Raw genomic sequence first — 19,755 nt, forward strand, 5'->3', positions numbered from 1 at the left:
CCGACGGCTTGCCGAAGACGAGCGCCGCGATACCGCCTGACCGGTTTCGCAACAGTCACTCAGGCCTTGAGCTCCACCGTGGCGACCTCGGTGACGCCCGTGCTGGTGGCGGTGTCCCAGCGGGCCGAGAGCGGGCCGTCCAGGTCGAGCGTGGCGATCGCGTTGGAGAACCACGGGCCGTCGGTGATCCGCCACCGGATGGGCGGGCGGGGGATCCGCGCCAGGCGGGAGAGCGAGCCGCCGATCAGGGTCGCGACGCCGAACTGGGCGACGATGTTGGCCAGGCGGAGCGTCCGGCTGAGCGGGTTGCGGATGGGCGAGCAGACCAGCTGGTGGATCGGGTGGCGCCTGGCCTTGGCGACGTAGGAGTAGTGCACGTCGCCGGAGAGGATGACCACCGGCCTGCCCGTTGCGACCAGCAGCCGTGCCAGGTCCTCGAAGGAGCGGCGGAAGGCCGACCAGTGCTCCAGGTCGATGGCCTGGCGCAGCATCTCCGACAGGCGGGCGACCCGGCCGCCCCACGCCCCCTGGGCCAGCGCCTCGTTCCAGGTCTGGATGTGGTGGATGCCGGCCGGGAGCAGGAACGGCACCGACGAGCCGATCACGAAGCGCTCGGCGCCCTCCCGCTCCAGCTGCTCGGTGAGCCACTCCCACTCGACCGGGTCGATCATGCGCCGGTCCCCCGGGGTGAGCTGCCGGGCGCAGCGGGTGTCGAGCATGATCAGGCGGGTCGAGCCCAGGTCGCGGGCGTAGCTCCACCTGCTCTCGGAGGGGACCGCGTCGGCGTGCGCGGCGAACGCGTCGAGGATCTCCGCCCCGTCGCCCTCCGCGGCGCACAGCTTGCCGAGCAGGCCGTCGGCCTCGCGCTCGGCGGGTGACATGTTGCCCAGGTGCTGGTAGACCCAGTAGGCGCCGAGTCCCGAGATCACCCGGCGCGGCCACCACTCCACCTTGGACATCTGCTCGCGCCAGTCCGCCGAGGTGTTCCAGTCGTCGCGCAGGTCGTGGTCATCGAAGATCATCGCGGTGGGCACGGTCGAGAGCATCCAGCGGATCTCCGGGTCGGTCCAGGCCACCCGGTACAGCTCGGCGTACTCCTCGAAGTCGGCGATCTCCTTCTTCGGCTCGGTGTCCCTGCGGTTCTTGATGAACTCCAGCATCTCCGCGGACGGCTCGTCGGCGTAGACCTGGTCGCCGAGCAGGAGCAGCAGGTCGGGCCAGTCCTCCTCGGAGGCCTCCATGAGGCTGCAGCCGTACGAGCGCAGGACGTCCACCCCGTGCGAGATCGTGTGCAGCGTGTCGTGCGGCACGCTGGTCCGGCAGGAGCCGAACATCACCTTCCGGGGGCCGGCGGAGCCGAGCAGCCGGATGCGGCTGGGCGGGTGGTCCGGCAGCGGCCAGACGGGCTCGCCGTCGAGCCGGACCTCGTAGGCTCCGCCGCCCTCCACGTCCACCACGGCGTAGTGGTGGCCGTGCACGGTGAACGTCCGCCCGCTCCCCCGCGCCCGCCCCGCCTGGACCGTCACCTCGCACGGCTCGCTGGTCTCCACCCAGATGGAGGCGCTCGTTTCGTCGACGTAGCGCAGCAGCGGCCCGACCACAAGTTCCGGCACGTCGTTCGTCCCCTCAGCCCTACGGATCAGCCACTACGGAATGGCGGACTCATCATCACGAGCCTGCCATATCGGTGTGTTCCCCTCCCAGTGCCCAGCCGGTTTGATCGGTAACAACGGATCGGCGGACAAGTGCGGAATCGCACAACAACCGGCCACGAGAACGCAACACCGTCGCCTTCGCCCGGTGACGCCGCGTGGTTACGCTGATCACGAACAACCGCCTCGGGCGGGGCAACGGCGCCCCGCCCACCGTATGGAGGTCCTCCTTCATGTCGATCACGGTGCCGTCAACGACGCCGGCAACCACCTCTCTGCTCAGCCCGGGCCGCCAGGCCCTCGACTCCGCGCTCTTCCAGCTCGACCAGGCGGCCGACCGGCTCGGCCTGGACGACGGCCTGCGCACCATGCTCGCCACCCCGCGCCGCTCGCTCACCGTCGCGGTGCCCGTCCGCCGCGAGGACGGCCGGATGGACGTCGTGCAGGGCTTCCGGGTCCAGCACAACATCACCCGCGGCCCGGCCAAGGGCGGCATCCGCTTCCACCCCTCCACCGACATCCACGAGGTCACCGCACTGGCCATGTGGATGACCTGGAAGTGCGCGCTGGTCGGCATCCCGTACGGCGGCGCCAAGGGCGGCGTCTCCGTGGACCCGGCCTCGCTGACCACGCGCGAGCTGGAGCGCGTCACCCGCCGCTACGTCAACGAGATCCTGCCGATCATCGGCCCGGAGCGGGACATCCCGGCGCCCGACGTCGGCACCGACGAGCAGACCATGGCCTGGATCATGGACACCTACTCGGTGAACACCGGCTACCCCGTCCCCGGCGTGGTGACCGGCAAGCCGACGACCCTCGGCGGCTCCCTCGGCCGGGCGGGGGCCACCTCGCGCGGCGTGCAGCTCGCCGCGCTGAAGGCCCTGCCGGGCTCGCCCGAGGGCCGCACGGTCGCGGTCCAGGGGTTCGGCAAGGTCGGCGCGCTCGCCGCCCGCTACCTCGCCGACGCCGGCTGCCGGGTGGTGGCCGTCTCCGACGTCACGGGCGCGGTGGTGAACCGCTCCGGCCTCGACGTCGACGACCTGCGGGCCTGGGTCGCCGAGACCGGCGGCGTGTACGGCTACCGCCGCGCCGACGCGCTCTCCCACGCCGAGCTGCTGGAGCTGGACGTCGACGTCCTCGTCCCCGCGGCGCTGGAGGGCGTGATCACCGAGGAGAACGCCCCCCGGATCAGGGCCCGCCTGATCGTGGAGGGCGCCAACGGCCCCACCACCCCGGAGGCGGACCGCATCCTCGCCGACGCCGGGACCACGGTGGTCCCGGACATCCTGGCCAACGCGGGCGGTGTGATCGTCTCCTACCTGGAGTGGGTGCAGAACCTGCAGGCCTGCTCCTGGAACGCGAACGAGGTCGAGGTGCGGCTCCGCGACCTGATGGAGTCCTCGTTCGACGCGGTCGCGGCGACGTCCGCCGAGCGCGGCGTGACCCTGCGCCAGGCGGCCCACATCATCGGCGTCGGCCGGGTCGCCGAGGCCCACCGGATGCGGGGCCTGTACCCCTGACCTGCCGCGGCGGCCCCGTGCCGGCCTCTCCCGGGGCCTGTACGGGGCCGTCCCGCAGCCCGGCAATAGGCTTCGGCGCATGAGAATCGCCATGATCGGACTCGGGGACATCGCGCAGAAGGCCTACCTGCCGGTGCTCTCCGCGCTCCCCGGCCTCGACCTGCACCTGTGCACCCGCGACCGCGCGACGCTGGACCGGCTCGGGGACGCCTACCGGGTCACGGCGCGCTCCACCTCGGTGGACCAGGTCGTCGCGGCCGGCGTCGAGGCGGCGTTCGTGCACGCGGCCACCCCGGCCCACGCCTGGATCGTCGAACCGCTGCTCCGCGCGGGCGTGCACGTCTACGTCGACAAGCCGATCACCGACGACCTGGCGGGCTGCGAGCGGCTGGCCCGGCTGGCGGACGAGGCGGGGGTGAGCCTGATGACCGGGTTCAACCGCCGGTACGCGCCCGGGTACGCCGCCCTGCTGGACCTGCCCCGGCATCTGGTCCTGATGCAGAAGAACCGGGTGGACCACGCCGAGGAGCCGCGGCGGGCGGTCTTCGACGACTTCATCCACGTCGTGGACACGCTGCGCTTCCTCGTACCCGGCGAGGTGACCCGGACCGGGATCCGCACACGGGTCCGGGACGGATTGCTGGAGCACGTGGTGCTGGAGCTCTCCGGTGAGGGTTTCACCGCGATCGGCGTCATGAACCGGGTGAGCGGAGCCTCCGAGGAGACCTGCGAGGTCATGGGCGACGGGGTCAAGCGCCGGGTGGTCAATCTCGGCGACGTGGTCGACCACGCGGGCGGCGAGACGCTCACCCGGCGCGCCGACTGGACCCCGGTCGCCCGGCAGCGCGGCATCGAGCAGGCCTGCCTGGACTTCCTCGACGCGGTCCGGACGGGCCGGGTGATCCGGGCCGACGACGCCCTGGCCACCCACGCCCTCTGCGAGGAGATCGTCCGCGAGGCGGCCGGCCGCGCGTCCGCCGGGTAGCCCTGCACGCCTCCACCCCTCCACCGCCGGGGACGGCCTCCCCCGTACGTCCCGCCCTGCCCGCCGTACGGCGCACCGCACGGCCTCCGGCCCCGCAGGTCACGCCGCGGCGGCCAGGCGGTCGCGCCACCACACGATCGTGGCGGTCAGCGCCTCGTCCAGCGGGGTGGGCGCCGTGCCGAAGACGGTCTGGAAGTCGGTGGAGTCGAGCACGAAGGGCCGGACGAACTGGTAGCGCAGCTCCTCCAGTTCGCCGAGCATGGGGGAGAAGACCCCCGCCGTCCGGACGAGCCAGTGGGGCATCGTCTTCACTGCCGGGCCGGGGGCACCCGCCAGCTCGCACAGCCGCTCGGCCACGGCCCGGTAGGTCATCGCCGGGCCGGTGGGGACGTGCCAGGCGCGGCCCCAGGACCGGTCGTCGGCCGCGGCGGCCACCAGGGACCGGGCCACGTCGGGCACGTAGGTCCAGCTGTGCGGCTGGTCGGGGTCGCCGACGTGGCGCACGGTCCGGCCCGCCAGCAGCGGGGGGACGAACCGCTCTCCCAGATGCGACTGGTCCAGACAGCCGGGGCCGAAGTAGTCCGAGCCGCGGATCTCCGTCACCCGGACCCGGCCCGCCTCGTGCGCGGCCAGCGCGTCCTGCCACATGCGGACCCGGACGGCGCCCTTGGCGCTGGGCGGGGTGAGCGGATCGCTCTCCTTCATAGGCCGGCCGGGGGCCGCGTACACGTAGAGGTTTCCGAGGATGACGTATCCGGCACCGGTGGCCTCGGCGGCGGCCAGCAGCGATCCGGCCATCGGCGGCCAGTCCTGCGCCCACCTCGGGTAGGGCGGGTTGACGCAGTTGTAGATCGCCTCGGCGCCTGCGGCCAGCCGGGTCAGCCGCTCGCGGTCGGCCGCGTCGGCGACCTCCTTGCGGATGCCCGGCAGGTCCGGGCCCGAGCCCGAGCGGCTGACGAGGACGACCTCGTGCCCCCGCTCCGCCAGCAGCCGGGCCACCTCGGAGCCGACCTGCCCCGCTCCCACGACGACGTGCCTATTCATCTCGATCTTCCTCTCACTGGTTTCCGGACCGGTTCTCACTGCTGCCAGACGAGCCGGAGAACGGCGTTGACGGCGAAGGCGATCGCCGGGCCGCGCATGGAGAACTCCGTTTCAGATTGCCGTTCTGTTCTGAGAGCAATGCTCTCTCATAGGAGCGGTTATCGTCAAGAGCGGTGCTCTCGTTCTCTTCGGGCGCTCTGGTACGGTCGAGCCCATGAGCGCAGGCCGTACAGCACGTGAGCGGGTCCGGGCCGAGCTGACCCGCGAGATCACCGACATCGCCCGCAGGCAGCTGGCCGTCGACGGCGCGGCGGGGCTCTCGCTGCGCGCGGTGGCCCGTGAGATGGGCATGGTCTCCTCGGCGATCTACCGCTACTTCCCCTCGCGGGACGACCTGCTCACGGCGCTGATCATCGACGGTTACAACGCCCTCGGCGAGGCCGTGGAGAACGCCGAGGCGGCCTGCGCACCCGGCGACCACACCGGCCGGTGGCTCGCGGTCTGCCACGCCGTGCGGGACTGGGCTCTCGCCCACCCGCACGAGTACGCCCTGCTGTACGGCTCCCCGGTGCCCGGTTACAAGGCCCCGATGGACACCGTCGCCGCGGCGATCCGCGACACCGTCGTCTACGGCCGGATCGTCTCCGACGCCCACCGGGCCGGGGTCCTGAACCCGCCCGACCTCTGCCCGCCCGTCCCCGCCTCGTTCGGCCGGGACGCGGAGCGGGTGCGGGGGCTCATGCCCGGCGTCCCCGACGAGGTGGTCGCCCGCGCCCTGACCGCCTGGACCGGACTGTTCGGCTGGGTCGGCTTCGAGCTGTTCGGCCAGTTCAACAACACGATCCTCGACCCCGCCCCGGCCTTCGAGCACGCCATGCGCTGCCACGCCGCCCTCCTGGGCCTGCCCGCCTGACAGGCCGGACCGGTCGGCGCAACCGCCCCTTCAGGAGGCTTTCCCGTACAACTCGGGGAGATCGATCAGCAGGCTCCGGGGATCCGCCGCGGCCTTGAGGTCATCGGTGAAGCCAGAGCGGGAGAAGAGGGCGAACCTCGCGTCCCGGGCGTCCCAGCCATGGGAGACGAGCAGGTCCCGGATGTGCTCCAGACGGGCGAGATCGGAGACTCCTCGGGGCCTGTTCGTGCATTTGGCCTCACCCAGCAGACTGATCCCGGCCCCCTTCGCACGGGCCATGGACCTCCGGGACAGCGCGACGACGTCGACCTCATGACCGCGGTGCTCCCGGCAGGCCACCTCGGTGGTGCCCACCTGGCCGATATCCTCCAGACCCGCTTCGCGGCCGTGCCAGCGCACCCACTCCCGGGCGATCTCCTCGAAGTGGGGTCCGAGGATCTTCGAGGAGAACGTCTCCGCCGAATGCTCCCAGACGAGCCGGCTGTTGCGCATCTCGAGATCCAGCAGATTCGGCCGGACGATGAGGTGGTGGAAACGCACGGCCGGATCCGCCACCGTGATCACGGGTTTGCGCTGCAGGAGGATGTCTTGATCGTGGCGGATGAATCCGCCGTCTCTCATGATCTTCAGGTGGTAGCCGAGGGATTTGGCGTCCATACCGATGAGCCCGCCGATCTGCGTCGGAGTGGCCGCCCCGGACGAGACGGCCTCCCAGATCGAGTGGTATACGGCGCGGTCGCCGATGCGGGGGTCCTCCGCCAGCAGATAGTCCGGCTCCGCGAAGAGGATGTGCGAGGGGTTCAGCAGGCTCGTCTCCAGCCATTCCCCGAAAGCACCGGAGCGGGGAGGAGCTCCGATCACGTCGCGGTATCCGGGCGCGCCTCCTATGACCGCGTCGATGAGCAACGCGGTCTCCGGTTCGGAGTCCCAGAAGGCCGCGGCGTCCCGATGACGGAACGGGCCGATCTTCAGATCCAGCACCGCGCGGCCCCGGAGCGCCTGATCGCCGGAGAGCAGTGTGGACATCACCGAGAGGGCGGACCCGCACAAGATCAGTTTGAAGGGTGGATGCCCGGTGGAGGGCCCGCGCTGGTCATAGAGCGCCTGAACGGCCGTGGGCAGCTCGGGTGAGTGGGCGCTCAGGTAGGGGAACTCATCGAGGACCAGGAGCGGAGGAGCGGATCCCTCCGACCTCGTCAGAGAGTCCACAGCCGTGTCGAGCGCATGGACCCAGTCATCGAAACGGCCGATCCGATACCCCAGGGCCGACGACAGGGAGTCGGCGAACCGGTTCAGGGCCATGGTGCGGCTCTGCCTCAGCGCCAGTGTGTAGGTGCCGTCCACCGCCCGGCACAGGTGTTCCAGCAGGAACGATTTGCCGTGCCGCCGACGCCCCCGGACCACCCCGATGCGCAGGCCCGGCGAGTCGTCGCAGGCGAAGCGTACGAGGTCGTCCCACTCGTGCGTCCTACCGAAAACATCAGCGGGCTTCTCAATCATCGCCATCCGCTCCTTAGCCGTACTACAACTAGCCTAATTCGAGTACGGCTAGCATGTGACGGGTGGCCGAGATCGGCCTCCCTGCCGGCTGGCAGGCTTCCGTACGACCGGTCACGGTTCCACGCACCACCGGAGAATGGCGCGACCGCGCTCTCCGCGTGGATTCCACGGTGAGCGCGGCCGGGAGGACGGCACGGGCCTCATGGGCGCGCGCCGGGAGCCGGACCCGGCAGGTCGTGCCGGGTCCGGGCGGGAACCGCGGGGACCCGCCGGCGGAAGCCGTACAGGCTCCGCCGGAGGAGCGCCGCGGAGGTCAGCGGGCGGCGCGGTTGACCGCGGAGATGATCGCCTTCAGGGAGGCGGTGGTGGTGTTGGCGTCGATGCCGACGCCCCACAGGATCTGGTCGCCGACCTCGCACTCGACGTAGGAGGCGGCCTTGGCGTCGCTTCCGGCGCTCATCGCATGCTCGGCGTAGTCGAGCACGCGGACCTTCACCCCGATGCCGGACAGCGCGTCGCAGAAGGCGGAGATGGGGCCGTTCCCGACGCCCTCGACCTCGCGGATCTCCCCCGCCACCCGCAGGTCGGCGCCGATGACGTCCTTGCCGTCGGAGCCGGAGGTGTTGCGGTGGGCCAGCAGGCCGAAGCGGCCCCACGGACTGGCCTGGTTCGGCAGGTACTCGTCGGCGAAGGCCTCCCACATCGCCGCCGGGGTGACCTCGCCGCCCTCGGCGTCGGTGCGGGCCTGCACGACCCGGGAGAACTCGATCTGCAGCCGGCGCGGCAGGTCCAGATGGTGGTCGGCCTTCATGATGTAGGCGACGCCGCCCTTGCCTGACTGGCTGTTGACCCGGATCACGGCCTCGTAGCTGCGGCCGATGTCCTTGGGGTCGATCGGCAGGTACGGCACCGCCCAGGTGTACTCGTCCACCGGCACGCCCGCCGCGGCGGCGTCGCGCTCCAGGTGCTCGAAGCCCTTCTTGATGGCGTCCTGGTGGGAGCCGGAGAAGGCCGTGTAGACCAGCTCGCCGCCCCAGGGGTGGCGCGGGTGGACGGGCAGCTGGTTGCAGTACTCCACGACGCGGCGGATCTCGTCGATGTCGGAGATGTCGACCTCCGGGTCGATCCCCTGGGAGAACAGGTTCATGCCCAGCGTGACCAGGCAGACGTTTCCGGTGCGCTCGCCGTTGCCGAACAGGCAGCCCTCGATCCGGTCGGCCCCGGCCAGGTAGCCCAGCTCGGCGGCGGCGACGGCCGTACCCCGGTCGTTGTGCGGGTGCAGGGACAGGATGATCGAGTCGCGGCGGGCCAGGTTGCGGTGCATCCACTCGATCTGGTCGGCGTAGACGTTCGGCGTGGCCATCTCGACGGTGGCGGGCAGGTTGACGATGACCTTGCGCTCCGGGGTGGGCTGCCAGACGTCGTTGACGGCGTCGCACACCTCCACGGCGTACTCCAGCTCGGTCCCGGTGAAGGACTCCGGGGAGTACTGGAAGTAGACGTCCACGTCGGAGGCGTCCGCCAGCTTCTTGCAGAGCTTGGCGCCCTCGACGGCGATGGCGGTGATGCCCTCGCGGTCCTGGCCGAAGACGACCCGGCGCTGCAGCGTGGAGGTCGAGTTGTACAGGTGGACGATGGCCGACTTCGCGCCCTGGATCGCCTCGAAGGTCCGCTCGATCAGCTCGGGCCGGGCCTGGGTCAGGACCTGGATCACCACGTCCTCGGGGATCCGGCCCTCTTCGATGATCTGCCGGACGAAGTCGAAGTCGGTCTGCGAGGCGGCCGGGAAGCCCACCTCGATCTCCTTGTAGCCCATCCGTACCAGCAGCTCGAACATCTTGAGCTTGCGGTGGGCGTCCATGGGGTCGATCAGCGCCTGGTTGCCGTCCCGCAGGTCCACCGCGCACCACCGGGGCGCCTTGTCGATGACCTTGTCGGGCCAGGTGCGGTCGGGCAGGCGCACCGGCTCAAAGGGCTGGTAGCGCTGGAACGGCATGGGGCTGGGCTGCTGCGGATACATATCGCTTCGGCTCCTCGACTGGAAAGACGATCACGGCCGACACGCATGGCTCGCTCCGCGACGAGGGAGCCGGCCTGTTACAGGCCCTCGTCGCGGCAGCTAAGAAGCAGCCCGCGCAGCATGCATGCCACGTTAACAGACGGTTCCAAATCCCCGGACGCCGATCTCACATCCCGGACTTCCGAATGCCCGGACGCCCGCGGGCGCCGCCGCTCCCGGGCGGGACCGGCGCCTGCTCCCGCCTGCCGCGGAGTACGGCGGCGCCCGTCGGATACAGTCCGAAAGGGAGCGCAGAAAGGGAGGGTCCGCAATGAAGGACGTCGACATTCTCGCCCACATCAACCACCTCATCGCCGAGGAACGCGACCTCCGCGCGCTGCTGGCGTCCGGTTCCATCTCCTCCCACGAGGAGAACCACCGGATCAGATCCATCGAGGAGGCCCTCGACCAGGCGTGGGACCTGCTCAGGCAGCGCCGGGCCCACCGGGAGTTCGGCGAGGACCCCAACGCGGCGGAGCCGCGCCCGGTCGACGAGGTCGAGGAGTACCGCCAGTAGGACCGGCGACCCGCCGCCACGCACCGTGGACCGGCCCGTCGCACCGGCGATCCGCCGCCACGGACCGTGGGCCGCCCCGTCGCACCCGCGGACGCCGCGAGCGCGTCCGGTCACCCGGTCGCGCCGCCGGGCCCCGGGCGCTCCCGGTCGCTCCGCCCCGTCGGACGGCCCGGGCAGCGGGAGTCGCTGGGCTTCTCCAGCGGGTCGGGGGCGAACCAGGCGAGCACGCTGTGCTCGACGTACCAGCGGTGCAGCGCCACCCGGCTGCGGGGGATCTGGCCGAGGTCCGGGCAGAGGAACTGGGAGACCACCGCCCCGTTGGCGATGAACCGCACGGTGCCGTCGCGGTCGAGGAAGGTGGAGACCCGGTCGTCGGTAGCGATGACGTATCCGAGCAGCACCTTCCCGGCGATCTCCTCGTCGGCGCCCTTCGCGGCGACCTCCACCCCCACCAGCGGCAGGATCGGCGCCTGCACGACGACGGCCGCGGTGAACAGCGGCGTCAGCGCGAGTACGGCGACGGCCAGACCGGACGTCAGCGCGGCCGCGGCACGGGCCGGGATCGGGCCGGTCAGCAGGACCGACAGGCCCGGCGGCAGCGTGAGCAGCACGGCGGTGACGACGTCCCCCTCGGCGAACGCCTGGCCGATGGCCGGGGCGAGCCAGGCGTAGAGCCCGGCGCCCACCACGCCGGGCAGCGCCAGCGTGAGCACGACGACCAGGTCCCGCCGGCCGGGCCTGCGGTCGTGGACGCTCAGCCCGAGCACCGCCAGCGAGAGCATGGCGAGGGTCGGCAGGAACCTGAGCTGCCAGCTCACCAGTCCGACCACGACGGAGACCACCACGACCCAGTCGGGGATCCGGTCGGCCGCCACCGAGAGCCAGGACGACCGGCCGGTGCTGACCCGGTACAGGACGCCGAGCGCGCGGGCCGCCAGCACGAGGGCAGGCAGCACCCACAGGATGGTCAGCAGCACCGCGGTGAGCAGCCCGAGCGCACTGACGTGCTGGACCAGCAGGAGCAGCGTCTGGGTGTCCTGGCGGCTGGCGTACCACAGCCGCACGACGAGCAGCACCAGCGGGAAGGCCGGCAGCGCCGCGAGCATCCACTGCTGGTTGCCGCCCCGCGCGCCCCCGGGCCGTCCCGCGAAGCCGCGGTCCCGGAACACTCCGGGCCACCCCGTGGATCCGCGGTCCCCGAACCCTCCGGCCACCGGGCGCCTGGGGAACCCGCCGGGGGACGCATACCCCGGGAACCCTCCGGAGAGCGACTGCTCCCCCGGCGTCTCCCCCAGCCCGTCCACCGGCCCGTCCACCGGCGGAGCCTTCCTTGCCGCACCGGCGGCCGAAGGTTCCCCGGTCCCGCTCATCCGGCGTTCCGCTGAGGGATCCCCCGCTCCCAGGGCCAGCGCCGCACGTCGGGCTCCGGCACGGCGGGCTGGGTACGGCCGGCGATCTGCTCCCTCGGGTTGTGCGCCTGCATCGGGGTGACGAACCGCTCGTAGGCCTCCTCCCAGCGCATGTCCTGCGGGTCGGTCGCCGACCGGTGCAGCGAGAGGTCCACGAGGGTGCGCAGCGCCCCGTTGGCCCCGGCGTTGACGGCCCACTGCTCGGAGGTCTCCAGGCCGATGTCGTGGTGTTCGAGGAGGCCGGGTTCTCCGGCCACGAACCCGGCGAGGATCGCGGTGTCGGTCGTGACGGCCTCGTACTCCTTCGTCTTGAGCCCGGTGACGCAGTCGCTGATGCGGTTCTTCCTGGTGACCTCCGCCCCGGCCCGGTCGATCTCGGTCTCGGAGGTCGAGGCGGCGAGCGTGCAGACCTTCTTGCCCCGGAGCTGCGTCAGCGAGGTGATGTCGGGATGCCCCTTCCGGGTGATGACGGACTGCTGGGTCTCCAGGTAGGGCGCGGAGAACCCGATCGCGCGGTTGGCGCTGCGAGCCGGTGTCACGCTGAACGTGGCCACGACGAGATCGACCTTCACGTGCTGGCCCGCGGCGTTCCTGGCCGTCATCCGGGCCCGGTCCTCGGTCTCGATGGACAGGAACTCGACCTCACTCGCGCGGAAGCCGAGGTCGGCGGCGATCATGAGGGCGATCTGGATGTCGAACCCCTCGTAGGTGCCGTCCGGCTTGCGGAGCGCGATGCCGGGGGTGTCGTCCTTCACTCCGACCAACAGGCTCCGCCTGCCGTTCAGGCCCGCCTGTTCCAGCAGCTCCGCCTCGGTCGGCGGTCCCGTCTCCCAGACCGCCCAGCCCGCGACGACCACCGCCGCCACGACGGCGGCGAGCCACCCGGCGAGGCGCAGGCCGCGGCCGCCCGGCAGGACGTCACCGGGTCCCGGCCGGCCTGCGGGGTCGGGCTCCGGCGGCTCCACGGGCGGGGGCGGTCCGGCCGCCTGTCCCGCTCCGGGGTCGGGCTCCGGTTTCGTCCTTCTGATGCGCATGACGCCCCCCGGATCCGATTCCCCCCGATTCCATGAAAATCTGGGGGCAGAGTACGCCAGCCGCCGGTGGCGGCGCGCGCGCCACCGGCAACAGTCACCAAGAAGTGATCGAATCGGCGTGCCTCCTCCCGCGGGGCTCACGGCCGCGCGCCTCCTCCCGCGCGGCTCCTCCCGCGGGCCTCATGGCCGCGGGCTCACGACCGCGCCGGAGTGCACGACGCCGCCGCCGAGCGCGTTCCGGACGGAGAGGGGGACCGCCCGAGCGGGGGCGGGTCCGAGCCGGTGACCGCGCACGGGCGGACAAGAAGCCCGGCGGGAATGTGCGGGATGCGCCTGCCCGAGGCGTCCCGGTGAAACTACCCTTGGCCGATGGCCGATCTCACGACCCCCGCCTCCCCCAACCGGATCGCGCCGGTCGGGGTGATCGCCGGGGGCGCCCTGCTGGTGGTGGCCGCGTTCCTGCCGTGGGCCGGGGTCACGGCCGACATCGCCGTCCTGGGCTCACTGAGCCGGCACGTCCGGGGCGTGGACGACTGGTCCGGGATCCTCGCACTGGTCGGCGGGGTCATGGCCGCGGTCATCGGGGTCGCGGGCGGTGACCGGCCTTTCACCGCCCTCGCGGCCCTGCCCGGTGCGGTCACCACCGCGGTGCTGCTGGTCTTCCTCAGCGACCCGCAGGGCGGGGGCCGGAGCGCCTCCCTCGCGATCGGCGAGCTGGTGCGGGTCGAGCCGACCGTGGAGTACGGCTGGTTCGTCGCCCTGGCGGCGGCGCTGGCGGTGACCGGGTCCGCGGTCACCGCCCTGACCTCCGGCCGCCGGCTCCGTCAGTCGTAGAAGCCGAGGCGGCGCAGCTGCTTGGGGTCGCGCTGCCAGTCCTTGGCGACGCTGATGCGCAGGTCGAGGTAGACCCGGGTGCCGAGCAGCGCCTCGATCTGCTTGCGGGCGCGGCTGCCGACGTCCTTCAGCCGCGTGCCCTTGTGCCCGATGACGATGGCCTTCTGGGAGGGGCGCTCGACGAACATGTGCGCGTAGATGTCGAGCAGGTCGTCGCGGCCCTCGCGGGGCAGCATCTCGTCGACGACGACCGCGATCGAGTGCGGCAGCTCGTCCCGCACGCCCTCCAGCGCGGCCTCCCGGATGAGCTCGCCGACCAGGACCTGCTCCGGCTCGTCGGTGAGCTGCCCCCCCTCGTACAGCGGGGGGCTCTCGGGGAGGCGCCGGATCAGCAGGTCGCTCACCACGTCGAGCTGGTCCCCCGACTGCGCGGACACGGGGACGATCTCCGCGAACTCGGCGAGCCGGGAGACCGCGAGCAGCTGCTCGGCGATCTGCTCGCGGGCGGCCAGGTCGCACTTGGTGACCACGGCGACCACCGGGGTCCGCTTCACCGCCGCGAGCTTCTCGGCGATGAAGCGGTCGCCCTTGCCGATGGGCTCGTTGGCCGGGAGGCAGAAGCCGATCACGTCGACCTCGGTGAGGGTGGACAGCACCAGGCTGTCCAGCCGCTCGCCGAGCAGCGTGCGCGGCCGGTGCAGGCCGGGGGTGTCGACGATGATGAGCTGGGCGTCCGGGCGGTGCACGATGCCGCGGATGACGCGCCGGGTGGTCTGCGGCTTGGACGAGGTGATCGCCACCTTGGTGCCGACCAACGCGTTCATCAGCGTGGACTTGCCGACGTTGGGCCGGCCGACGAAGCAGGCGAAACCCGCGCGGAAATCAGCAGCTGAGGAACTCACGTCGTCCATTGTCCCCGATGCGGAGGCCCGCTCTGACGGGACCGCCCCTCGGCCGCCCTCCGGGACCGTGCTCAGCTCCGGCGCAGGGTGCCGTCCGGGGCCGCCACGAGCAGGGTCTCGCCGCCCAGGTCGCGCACCGCCCGGGTGTCCGCCTCGCTCGGCCCGTCGCCCGCGGTGACCAGCGCCGCCGCCTCCAGGGACCGGGCTCCGCTGGAGACCGCCATGGCCACCGCGACCTGCAGCGCGGACAGGGTCAGGGAGGGCAGGTCGACGTTGGTCGACGAGTAGGTCCGGCCGGTCTCGTCGCGTACGGCCGCGCCCTCGGCGGCGCCGTTGCGGGCACGGGCCGAACGGGCCAGGAAGATGATCTTGTTGTCCTCGGGGTCGAGGGTCGCTTCACTCACGGCACAAGGGTATTCAGCCCCGCCGCGCCCCCGCGCACCCGGTCACGTCTCGTCCCCGTCCCCCGCCGAACCGCCCGCCCGGTCGGCCAGGAACCCCGCGAGCCGCTGGGTGCGTCCGGCGTCGACGTCCGCGATCCCGGCGTGCACCAGCGACACCAGGGTCCTCCCCGAGCGGATGAGGACCACGTGCATCTCGTACGGGTATCCGTTCAGCCTGCCGTGCAGGCGCCTGGCCCGCATGTCGTCCCCGACCGCGTCCAACGCCAGGTCCGATCCCGTGAGCAGGGTCTCCCGGTCCGCCGCGGCGCCGGTCGCGGGGACGGCCGCGACCCGGCAGCGGTCCAGTGCCGCGGCCAGGGCGGCGAAACGACGCTCGGCGCCCTCGCCGGGATGGCTCTCCAGGCCGATCCCCGCCAGCTCGCCCAGACCGTGCCCGGGGTAGGTCGCGGTCACCCGTACGTCCGAAGCCCCCTGGGGAGCCCTGTGCCCGGCGCTCTCCAGCACGCGGCGGCAGTCACCGGCGGCCGGGCGGAACGGGGGCCGCCAGCCCCCGCGGAGCCGGGCCGAGAACCCTTCGGGCAGGTCCTGCGTCTGCAGGAGCAGCCCTCGCAACCGGGTCCGGTCGGCGCCCGTCCCCGCCGCACCCGAGTGCAGCACCGTCTCCGTACCTGCGCCGGCGTCCCCGCCTGCCACGGCGTCCGCCCGCACATCCGTCCGCGCACCCGTGCCCGCACCGGTCTCCGCCCCTGCGTCCGAGACCGCACCGCTCCCCGCGTGCGCACCCGCGCGCGTGCCTCCACCGGCCGCCGGTCCCGTGCCGCACCCCGCCGGGAGCCCCGCCAGAACCCCCCATACGGCGATCACGGCGGCAGCCCGAATCCCCCGCCCCATGGCTTCCCCCGAATGTCACGCGGGGTGGTCGCCCCCGCCGATCCGCTTCCTTCCCGCTCGACAAAAACGACAATCACCTGGAAACACCTAAGGGTGTCCTCGTCCGCGTAACGCGGACGAGGACACCCTTAGGTCGGGCGGCGCGCAGCCGGACGGCGGCCGTGCGCACCCTTCCCCCCGAGAGTCCGCCCTTCGCGCCGCGAACCCCTCCCCGGCGCTCGGACCTTCTCTCCGGCCCCCCACTGGGGGGAGCCGCGGGGAAACAATGACGCGGCGTGCTTGCAGGACGCTTGCGGCGGGCTTGACGGGGCCGCGCCGCCCGCGGGCTCGCGACCGGCCTTCCGGGACGGCCCGGCACGGCTCCGCGGGAAGCCCGGCCGGCGGAACCGTGCCGGGCGGGCTCCCGGCGGAGTCATCCGGCGGGCGGCGGAGTCGTGCCGAGCTCGCGGCGGCCGCTCAGTCGTGGTCGGAGGAGGCCGCCACCACGTCCTGGCCGGCCTCCTCCAGCCGCCGGACGACGACCGTGCCGATCCTGTTGCGCCGTCCGGCGAGGCTCTCCGCGGTCAGGCTGAGCCCTTCCACCACGGCCTCCGAGCCCGCGATCGGGACACGCCCCAGTGCGTGCGCCAGCAGTCCGCCGACCGTCTCGACGTCCTCCACGTCCAGTTCGACGTCGAACAGCTCGGCCAGGTCCCCGACGGGGAGCCGGGCCGTCACCCGGACGGAGCCGTCGGCCAGCGGCTCCACGGGGGGAGTCTCCTGGTCGTACTCGTCGGTGATCTCTCCGACGATCTCCTCCAGGACGTCCTCGATGGTGACCAGGCCGGCCGTCCCGCCGTACTCGTCGATGACGATGGCCTGGTGGATCTGGCGGGCCTGCATCTCGCGGAGGAGCTGGTCGATCGGCTTGCTCTCCGGCACGTAGGTGGCCGGGCGCATGATCGACTCCACCGGCTCGGCGCGGCCCGCGTCCCCGGTGTCCTGCACCCGGCGGACGATGTCCTTGAGGTAGACGATGCCGATGACGTCGTCCTCGTTCTCGCCCACCACCGGGATGCGGGAGAAGCCGCTGCGCAGCGCGAGCGAGAGGGCCTGGTTCAGCGTCTTGCCGCGCTCGATGAACACCATGTCGGTGCGCGGCACCATGACCTCCCGCACCAGGGTGTCACCGAGCTCGAAGACCGAGTGGATCATCTCCCGCTCGTCCGGCTCGATGACCCTGCGCTGCTCGGCCAGGTCGACCAGGTCGCGCAGTTCGGCCTCGGAGGTGAACGGCCCCTCCCGGAACCCCTTGCCGGGCGTCACCGCGTTGCCCAGCAGGATGAGCAGCTTGGGGAGGGGACCGAAGATCCGGGTGAGGCCGTACACGATCGGGGCGCTCGCGAGCGCGATCGGCTCGGCGTGCTGGCGGCCCAGCGTGCGCGGCGAGACCCCGACGATCACGTAGCTGATCACGACCATGACGGCGGCCGCGGCGGTGTAGGCCCAGCCCTGGTCGCCGAGCCAGTCGATGAAGAGCAGCGTGGCGATCACCGTGGCGACCAGCTCGCAGCTCAGCCGGAGCAGCAGCAGGAGATTGAGGTAGCGCGGCGGATCCGCGACGATCGCCTGCAGGCGCACCGCGCCCCGGCGCTCCTCCCGGAGGAACTCCTCCGCGCGCACTCGCGAGATGCGGGTGAGCGCGGTCTCCGCGCTGGCGATCAGGCCGCCGGCCACGACGAGGACGACGGCCGCGGGCAACCACCCGTTGGCGAGGTTCACCGCTGGGGGCGCACCTCCCGCCAGGACTCGAGGAGTTCGCCCTGCAGGCCGAACATCTCCTTGTGCTCCTCGGGCTCCGCGTGGTCGTAGCCGAGCAGGTGGAGGATGCCGTGCGTGCACAGCAGCTCCAGCTCCGCCTCGGTGCCGTGCCCGGCCTCGGCCCCCTGCTTGGCGGCCACCTGCGGGCAGAGCACCACGTCGCCGAGGAGCGCCGGGTCGGCGGGGGCGTCGCCCTCCTGCCGGGCTCCGGCGCCGCCGCCGGGGCGCAGCTCGTCCATCGGGAAGGCCAGCACGTCGGTCGGGCCGGGCTCCCCCATCCACCGCTCGTGCAGCTCGGACATGGCGCCCTCGTCCACGACCAGGATGGACAGCTCGGCGAGCGGGTTGATGCCCATCTTCTCCAGCACGTGCCCGGCCAGCGCCACGAGCAGCCCCTCGTCGACCTCGACGCCGGACTCGTTGTTGACCTCAATGCTCATCGGAGCACCCCATCGGATCGTCCGCTCCGCTCTCTCACTGTCTCCCCCTGGGGCGCTTGACCGCGCCCTTGATCGCCTGCGGCGCACTCTGCCGCAGGGTCTCGTCGTAGCGCCCGTAGGCGTCCACGATGTCGCTCACCAGCTTGTGGCGGACCACGTCGGCACTGGTCAGCTTGGAGAAGTGGATGTCGGCGATGCCGTCGAGGATGTCCTGCACGACCCTCAGGCCGCTCTGCGTGCCGCCCGGCAGGTCGACCTGGGTCACGTCGCCGGTCACGACGATCTTCGAGTTGAAGCCCAGCCTCGTCAGGAACATCTTCATCTGCTCCGGCGAGGTGTTCTGCGCCTCGTCCAGGATGATGAAGGCGTCGTTGAGCGTGCGCCCGCGCATGTACGCCAGCGGCGCGACCTCGATCGTGCCCGCGGCCATCAGCCGGGGGATCGAGTCCGGGTCGAGCATGTCGTGCAGCGCGTCGTAGAGCGGGCGCAGATAGGGGTCGATCTTCTCGTAGAGCGTGCCGGGCAGGAAGCCCAGCCGCTCGCCCGCCTCGACCGCCGGGCGGGTGAGGATGATCCGGTTGACCTTCTTCTCCTGCAGCGCCCGCACGGCCTTGGCCATCGCGAGGTAGGTCTTGCCGGTGCCGGCCGGGCCGATGCCGAAGACGATGGTGTGCCTGTCGATCGCGTCGACGTAGCGCTTCTGGTTCACGGTCTTCGGCCGGATGGTCCGGCCCCGCGAGGAGATGATGTCGAGGGAGAGCACCTCCGCCGGGCGGTCGGAGGTCATCCGCAGCATCGCGATGCTCCGCTCGACCGCGTCCGCCGTCAGCTCGGCGCCTCCGCTGACCAGCTCGGTCAGCTCCTCGAAGAGCCGCACCACGATGCTGCTCTCCTCCGGGCTGCCGGTGATGGTGATCTCGTTGCCCCGGACGTGGATGTCCGCGCGGAAGGCGTTCTCGATGACCCGCAGCAGCTCGTCGCTCGAGCCCAGGATGCTGAGCATCGAGTGGTCGTCCGGGATCACCACCTTCGCCTGAACCCGGCTCGGACCCTTCGAGCGCGGAGACGGTGTTCTGCTGGAATCGTTTGACTCGGACATGGGCGGGCCTAGCGGCCTGTTCGCCTCCAGACATCGACGGCGGATGTGCGGGAGTGCCCCGCAGGGCACCCTCTCCGTCATCGTATCCGCGATGGGGGCGATCACGCCTTCCCGTTTCGTCCCGTCCCTATCCGGGCGGCCAGGTCAGATCCCGGCCGCCGAGCACGTGCCCGTGGACGTGGAAGACGGTCTGGCCGGCTCCGGGCCCGGTGTTGAAGACGAGCCGGTAACCCGAGTCCGCGACGCCCTCCTGCTCGGCGACCGCGTGCGCGGCCCTGAGCACCTCGTCGGCCAGCCCGTGGTCGGCGGCGGCCAGGGCCGCCGCGGTCGGGTGGTGGTCCTTGGGGATCACCAGGACGTGGGTCGGCGCCTGCGGGTTGACGTCCCGGAAGGCCAGCGTGCGCTCGGTCTCGTGGACGATCTCCGCCGGGATCCTCCCGGCGACGATCCCGCAGAACAGGCAGTCGGCTTCACTCACCATGACGGCACCCTATCGCCGCCCCCGCCCGGGACCGCCCATGCGCCGCCCTCCCGCACGCCGGGGTCCGGCAATGGTCCTCCCTGCCGTCCCGGCGGCCGGGAAAGATCCACCTGAACGGGGCGGGTGTGCGAAACTTGCGGCGGAAGACATTTGCGAGCCGCCCCCCGAGGCCGCCTGGCGAGGACACGACAGGGTCATGCCCCCTAATGAACCGGAAGAGCGTAAACCCCCTGGGAAGGCCGAGCGTCCCACTGATGTGACCACCGAGACC

At 71.9% G+C, this 19,755-nt stretch carries 18 protein-coding genes; 5 read left to right on the forward strand and 13 right to left on the reverse strand.

What is annotated here, in order from left to right; genetic code table 11:
- Positions 1-59: 59 nt before the first annotated feature.
- The gene (locus IEZ07_RS16700; RefSeq protein WP_191895610.1) at positions 60-1,613 is read right to left on the reverse strand and encodes an alkaline phosphatase D family protein; all 1,554 of its coding nucleotides are present in this window, start codon (positions 1,611-1,613) and stop codon (positions 60-62) included.
- A 272-nt stretch (positions 1,614-1,885) separates the two neighbouring features.
- On the opposite strand from IEZ07_RS16700, the gene IEZ07_RS16705 reads away from it, so the two are divergent.
- Both IEZ07_RS16705 and IEZ07_RS16710 read left to right on the forward strand, forming a co-directional pair.
- Entirely contained in the window at positions 1,886-3,172 is a 1,287-nt protein-coding gene (locus IEZ07_RS16705; protein WP_068897083.1) for a Glu/Leu/Phe/Val family dehydrogenase, read from the forward strand.
- Between the two features lie 79 nt (positions 3,173-3,251).
- The gene (locus tag IEZ07_RS16710; RefSeq protein WP_191895611.1) at positions 3,252-4,157 is read left to right on the forward strand and encodes a Gfo/Idh/MocA family protein; all 906 of its coding nucleotides are present in this window, start codon (positions 3,252-3,254) and stop codon (positions 4,155-4,157) included.
- A gap of 99 nt (positions 4,158-4,256) precedes the next feature.
- Here IEZ07_RS16710 and IEZ07_RS16715 read toward each other — a convergent pair whose 3' ends face one another.
- Positions 4,257-5,201, reverse strand: coding sequence for an NAD-dependent epimerase/dehydratase family protein (locus tag IEZ07_RS16715; protein ID WP_191895612.1), 945 nt, complete (start codon positions 5,199-5,201; stop codon positions 4,257-4,259).
- A 214-nt stretch (positions 5,202-5,415) separates the two neighbouring features.
- Between IEZ07_RS16715 and IEZ07_RS16720 the strand changes: the two genes are divergently transcribed.
- The gene (locus IEZ07_RS16720; protein ID WP_191895613.1) at positions 5,416-6,114 is read left to right on the forward strand and encodes a TetR/AcrR family transcriptional regulator; all 699 of its coding nucleotides are present in this window, start codon (positions 5,416-5,418) and stop codon (positions 6,112-6,114) included.
- A 30-nt stretch (positions 6,115-6,144) separates the two neighbouring features.
- Here IEZ07_RS16720 and IEZ07_RS16725 read toward each other — a convergent pair whose 3' ends face one another.
- Together IEZ07_RS16725 and leuA are read right to left on the reverse strand one after the other, a co-directional pair.
- On the reverse strand, positions 6,145-7,620 hold the full coding sequence (locus tag IEZ07_RS16725; protein ID WP_191895614.1) for an ATP-binding protein: 1,476 nt from the start codon (positions 7,618-7,620) through the stop codon (positions 6,145-6,147).
- Between the two features lie 307 nt (positions 7,621-7,927).
- Complete coding sequence (leuA, locus tag IEZ07_RS16730) at positions 7,928-9,634, reverse strand: 2-isopropylmalate synthase (RefSeq protein ID WP_191895615.1); 1,707 nt, start codon at positions 9,632-9,634, stop codon at positions 7,928-7,930.
- A 310-nt stretch (positions 9,635-9,944) separates the two neighbouring features.
- Here leuA and IEZ07_RS16735 point away from each other — a divergent pair, with 310 nt between their 5' ends.
- Positions 9,945-10,190 carry a DUF2630 family protein gene (locus IEZ07_RS16735; protein ID WP_068896872.1) on the forward strand — a complete coding sequence of 82 codons (246 nt, stop codon included), beginning with the start codon at positions 9,945-9,947 and terminating at the stop codon, positions 10,188-10,190.
- A 110-nt stretch (positions 10,191-10,300) separates the two neighbouring features.
- On the opposite strand, the gene IEZ07_RS16740 is transcribed toward IEZ07_RS16735, so the two are convergent.
- Both IEZ07_RS16740 and IEZ07_RS16745 read right to left on the reverse strand, forming a co-directional pair.
- Positions 10,301-11,359, reverse strand: coding sequence for a hypothetical protein (locus tag IEZ07_RS16740; RefSeq protein WP_191895616.1), 1,059 nt, complete (start codon positions 11,357-11,359; stop codon positions 10,301-10,303).
- 197 nt (positions 11,360-11,556) lie between these two features.
- Complete coding sequence (locus IEZ07_RS16745; RefSeq protein WP_191895617.1) at positions 11,557-12,633, reverse strand: transporter substrate-binding domain-containing protein; 1,077 nt, start codon at positions 12,631-12,633, stop codon at positions 11,557-11,559.
- 369 nt (positions 12,634-13,002) lie between these two features.
- On the opposite strand from IEZ07_RS16745, the gene IEZ07_RS16750 reads away from it, so the two are divergent.
- The gene (locus tag IEZ07_RS16750; protein WP_191895618.1) at positions 13,003-13,467 is read left to right on the forward strand and encodes a hypothetical protein; all 465 of its coding nucleotides are present in this window, start codon (positions 13,003-13,005) and stop codon (positions 13,465-13,467) included.
- Here the strand turns inward: IEZ07_RS16750 and era are convergent.
- From era to IEZ07_RS16785, 7 genes are all read right to left on the reverse strand, one after another.
- Positions 13,458-14,378 (reverse strand): GTPase Era, encoded by a 921-nt coding sequence (gene era / locus IEZ07_RS16755; protein WP_191895619.1) that lies wholly within the window; start codon positions 14,376-14,378, stop codon positions 13,458-13,460. The genes IEZ07_RS16750 and era overlap by 10 nt on opposite strands.
- A gap of 62 nt (positions 14,379-14,440) precedes the next feature.
- The gene (locus IEZ07_RS16760) at positions 14,441-14,773 is read right to left on the reverse strand and encodes a cytidine deaminase-like protein (RefSeq protein ID WP_191895620.1); all 333 of its coding nucleotides are present in this window, start codon (positions 14,771-14,773) and stop codon (positions 14,441-14,443) included.
- Positions 14,774-14,815: 42 nt separating this feature from the next.
- On the reverse strand, positions 14,816-15,430 hold the full coding sequence (locus tag IEZ07_RS16765) for a hypothetical protein (protein ID WP_191895621.1): 615 nt from the start codon (positions 15,428-15,430) through the stop codon (positions 14,816-14,818).
- A 690-nt stretch (positions 15,431-16,120) separates the two neighbouring features.
- A complete protein-coding gene (locus IEZ07_RS16770; RefSeq protein WP_191895622.1) occupies positions 16,121-17,425 on the reverse strand; it encodes a hemolysin family protein in 1,305 nt (434 codons plus the stop codon).
- Complete coding sequence (gene ybeY, locus IEZ07_RS16775; protein ID WP_068896879.1) at positions 17,422-17,904, reverse strand: rRNA maturation RNase YbeY; 483 nt, start codon at positions 17,902-17,904, stop codon at positions 17,422-17,424. The genes IEZ07_RS16770 and ybeY overlap by 4 nt, the downstream gene beginning before the upstream one ends.
- A gap of 34 nt (positions 17,905-17,938) precedes the next feature.
- The gene (locus IEZ07_RS16780; protein WP_153054195.1) at positions 17,939-19,003 is read right to left on the reverse strand and encodes a PhoH family protein; all 1,065 of its coding nucleotides are present in this window, start codon (positions 19,001-19,003) and stop codon (positions 17,939-17,941) included.
- A gap of 127 nt (positions 19,004-19,130) precedes the next feature.
- Complete coding sequence (locus tag IEZ07_RS16785; protein ID WP_068897086.1) at positions 19,131-19,481, reverse strand: histidine triad nucleotide-binding protein; 351 nt, start codon at positions 19,479-19,481, stop codon at positions 19,131-19,133.
- Between the last annotated feature and the right edge of the window lie 274 nt (positions 19,482-19,755).

Source organism: Planomonospora parontospora (assembly GCA_014647935.1).
Classification (GTDB): Bacteria; Actinomycetota; Actinomycetes; order Streptosporangiales; family Streptosporangiaceae; genus Planomonospora; species Planomonospora parontospora.

Excerpts from the sequence above, each read along its gene's own strand:
- IEZ07_RS16705 (WP_068897083.1), top strand. The coding sequence starts at position 1,886 with ATGTCGATCACGGTGCCGTCAACGACGCCGGCAACCACCTCTCTGCTC.
- IEZ07_RS16710 (WP_191895611.1), top strand. The coding sequence starts at position 3,252 with ATGAGAATCGCCATGATCGGACTCGGGGACATCGCGCAGAAGGCCTAC.
- IEZ07_RS16715 (WP_191895612.1), bottom strand. The coding sequence starts at position 5,201 with ATGAATAGGCACGTCGTCGTGGGAGCGGGGCAGGTCGGCTCCGAGGTG.
- IEZ07_RS16720 (WP_191895613.1), top strand. The coding sequence starts at position 5,416 with ATGAGCGCAGGCCGTACAGCACGTGAGCGGGTCCGGGCCGAGCTGACC.
- IEZ07_RS16725 (WP_191895614.1), bottom strand. The coding sequence starts at position 7,620 with ATGGCGATGATTGAGAAGCCCGCTGATGTTTTCGGTAGGACGCACGAG.
- leuA (WP_191895615.1), bottom strand. The coding sequence starts at position 9,634 with ATGTATCCGCAGCAGCCCAGCCCCATGCCGTTCCAGCGCTACCAGCCC.
- IEZ07_RS16735 (WP_068896872.1), top strand. The coding sequence starts at position 9,945 with ATGAAGGACGTCGACATTCTCGCCCACATCAACCACCTCATCGCCGAG.
- IEZ07_RS16745 (WP_191895617.1), bottom strand. The coding sequence starts at position 12,633 with ATGCGCATCAGAAGGACGAAACCGGAGCCCGACCCCGGAGCGGGACAG.
- IEZ07_RS16750 (WP_191895618.1), top strand. The coding sequence starts at position 13,003 with ATGGCCGATCTCACGACCCCCGCCTCCCCCAACCGGATCGCGCCGGTC.
- era (WP_191895619.1), bottom strand. The coding sequence starts at position 14,378 with ATGGACGACGTGAGTTCCTCAGCTGCTGATTTCCGCGCGGGTTTCGCC.
- ybeY (WP_068896879.1), bottom strand. The coding sequence starts at position 17,904 with ATGAGCATTGAGGTCAACAACGAGTCCGGCGTCGAGGTCGACGAGGGG.
- IEZ07_RS16780 (WP_153054195.1), bottom strand. The coding sequence starts at position 19,003 with ATGTCCGAGTCAAACGATTCCAGCAGAACACCGTCTCCGCGCTCGAAG.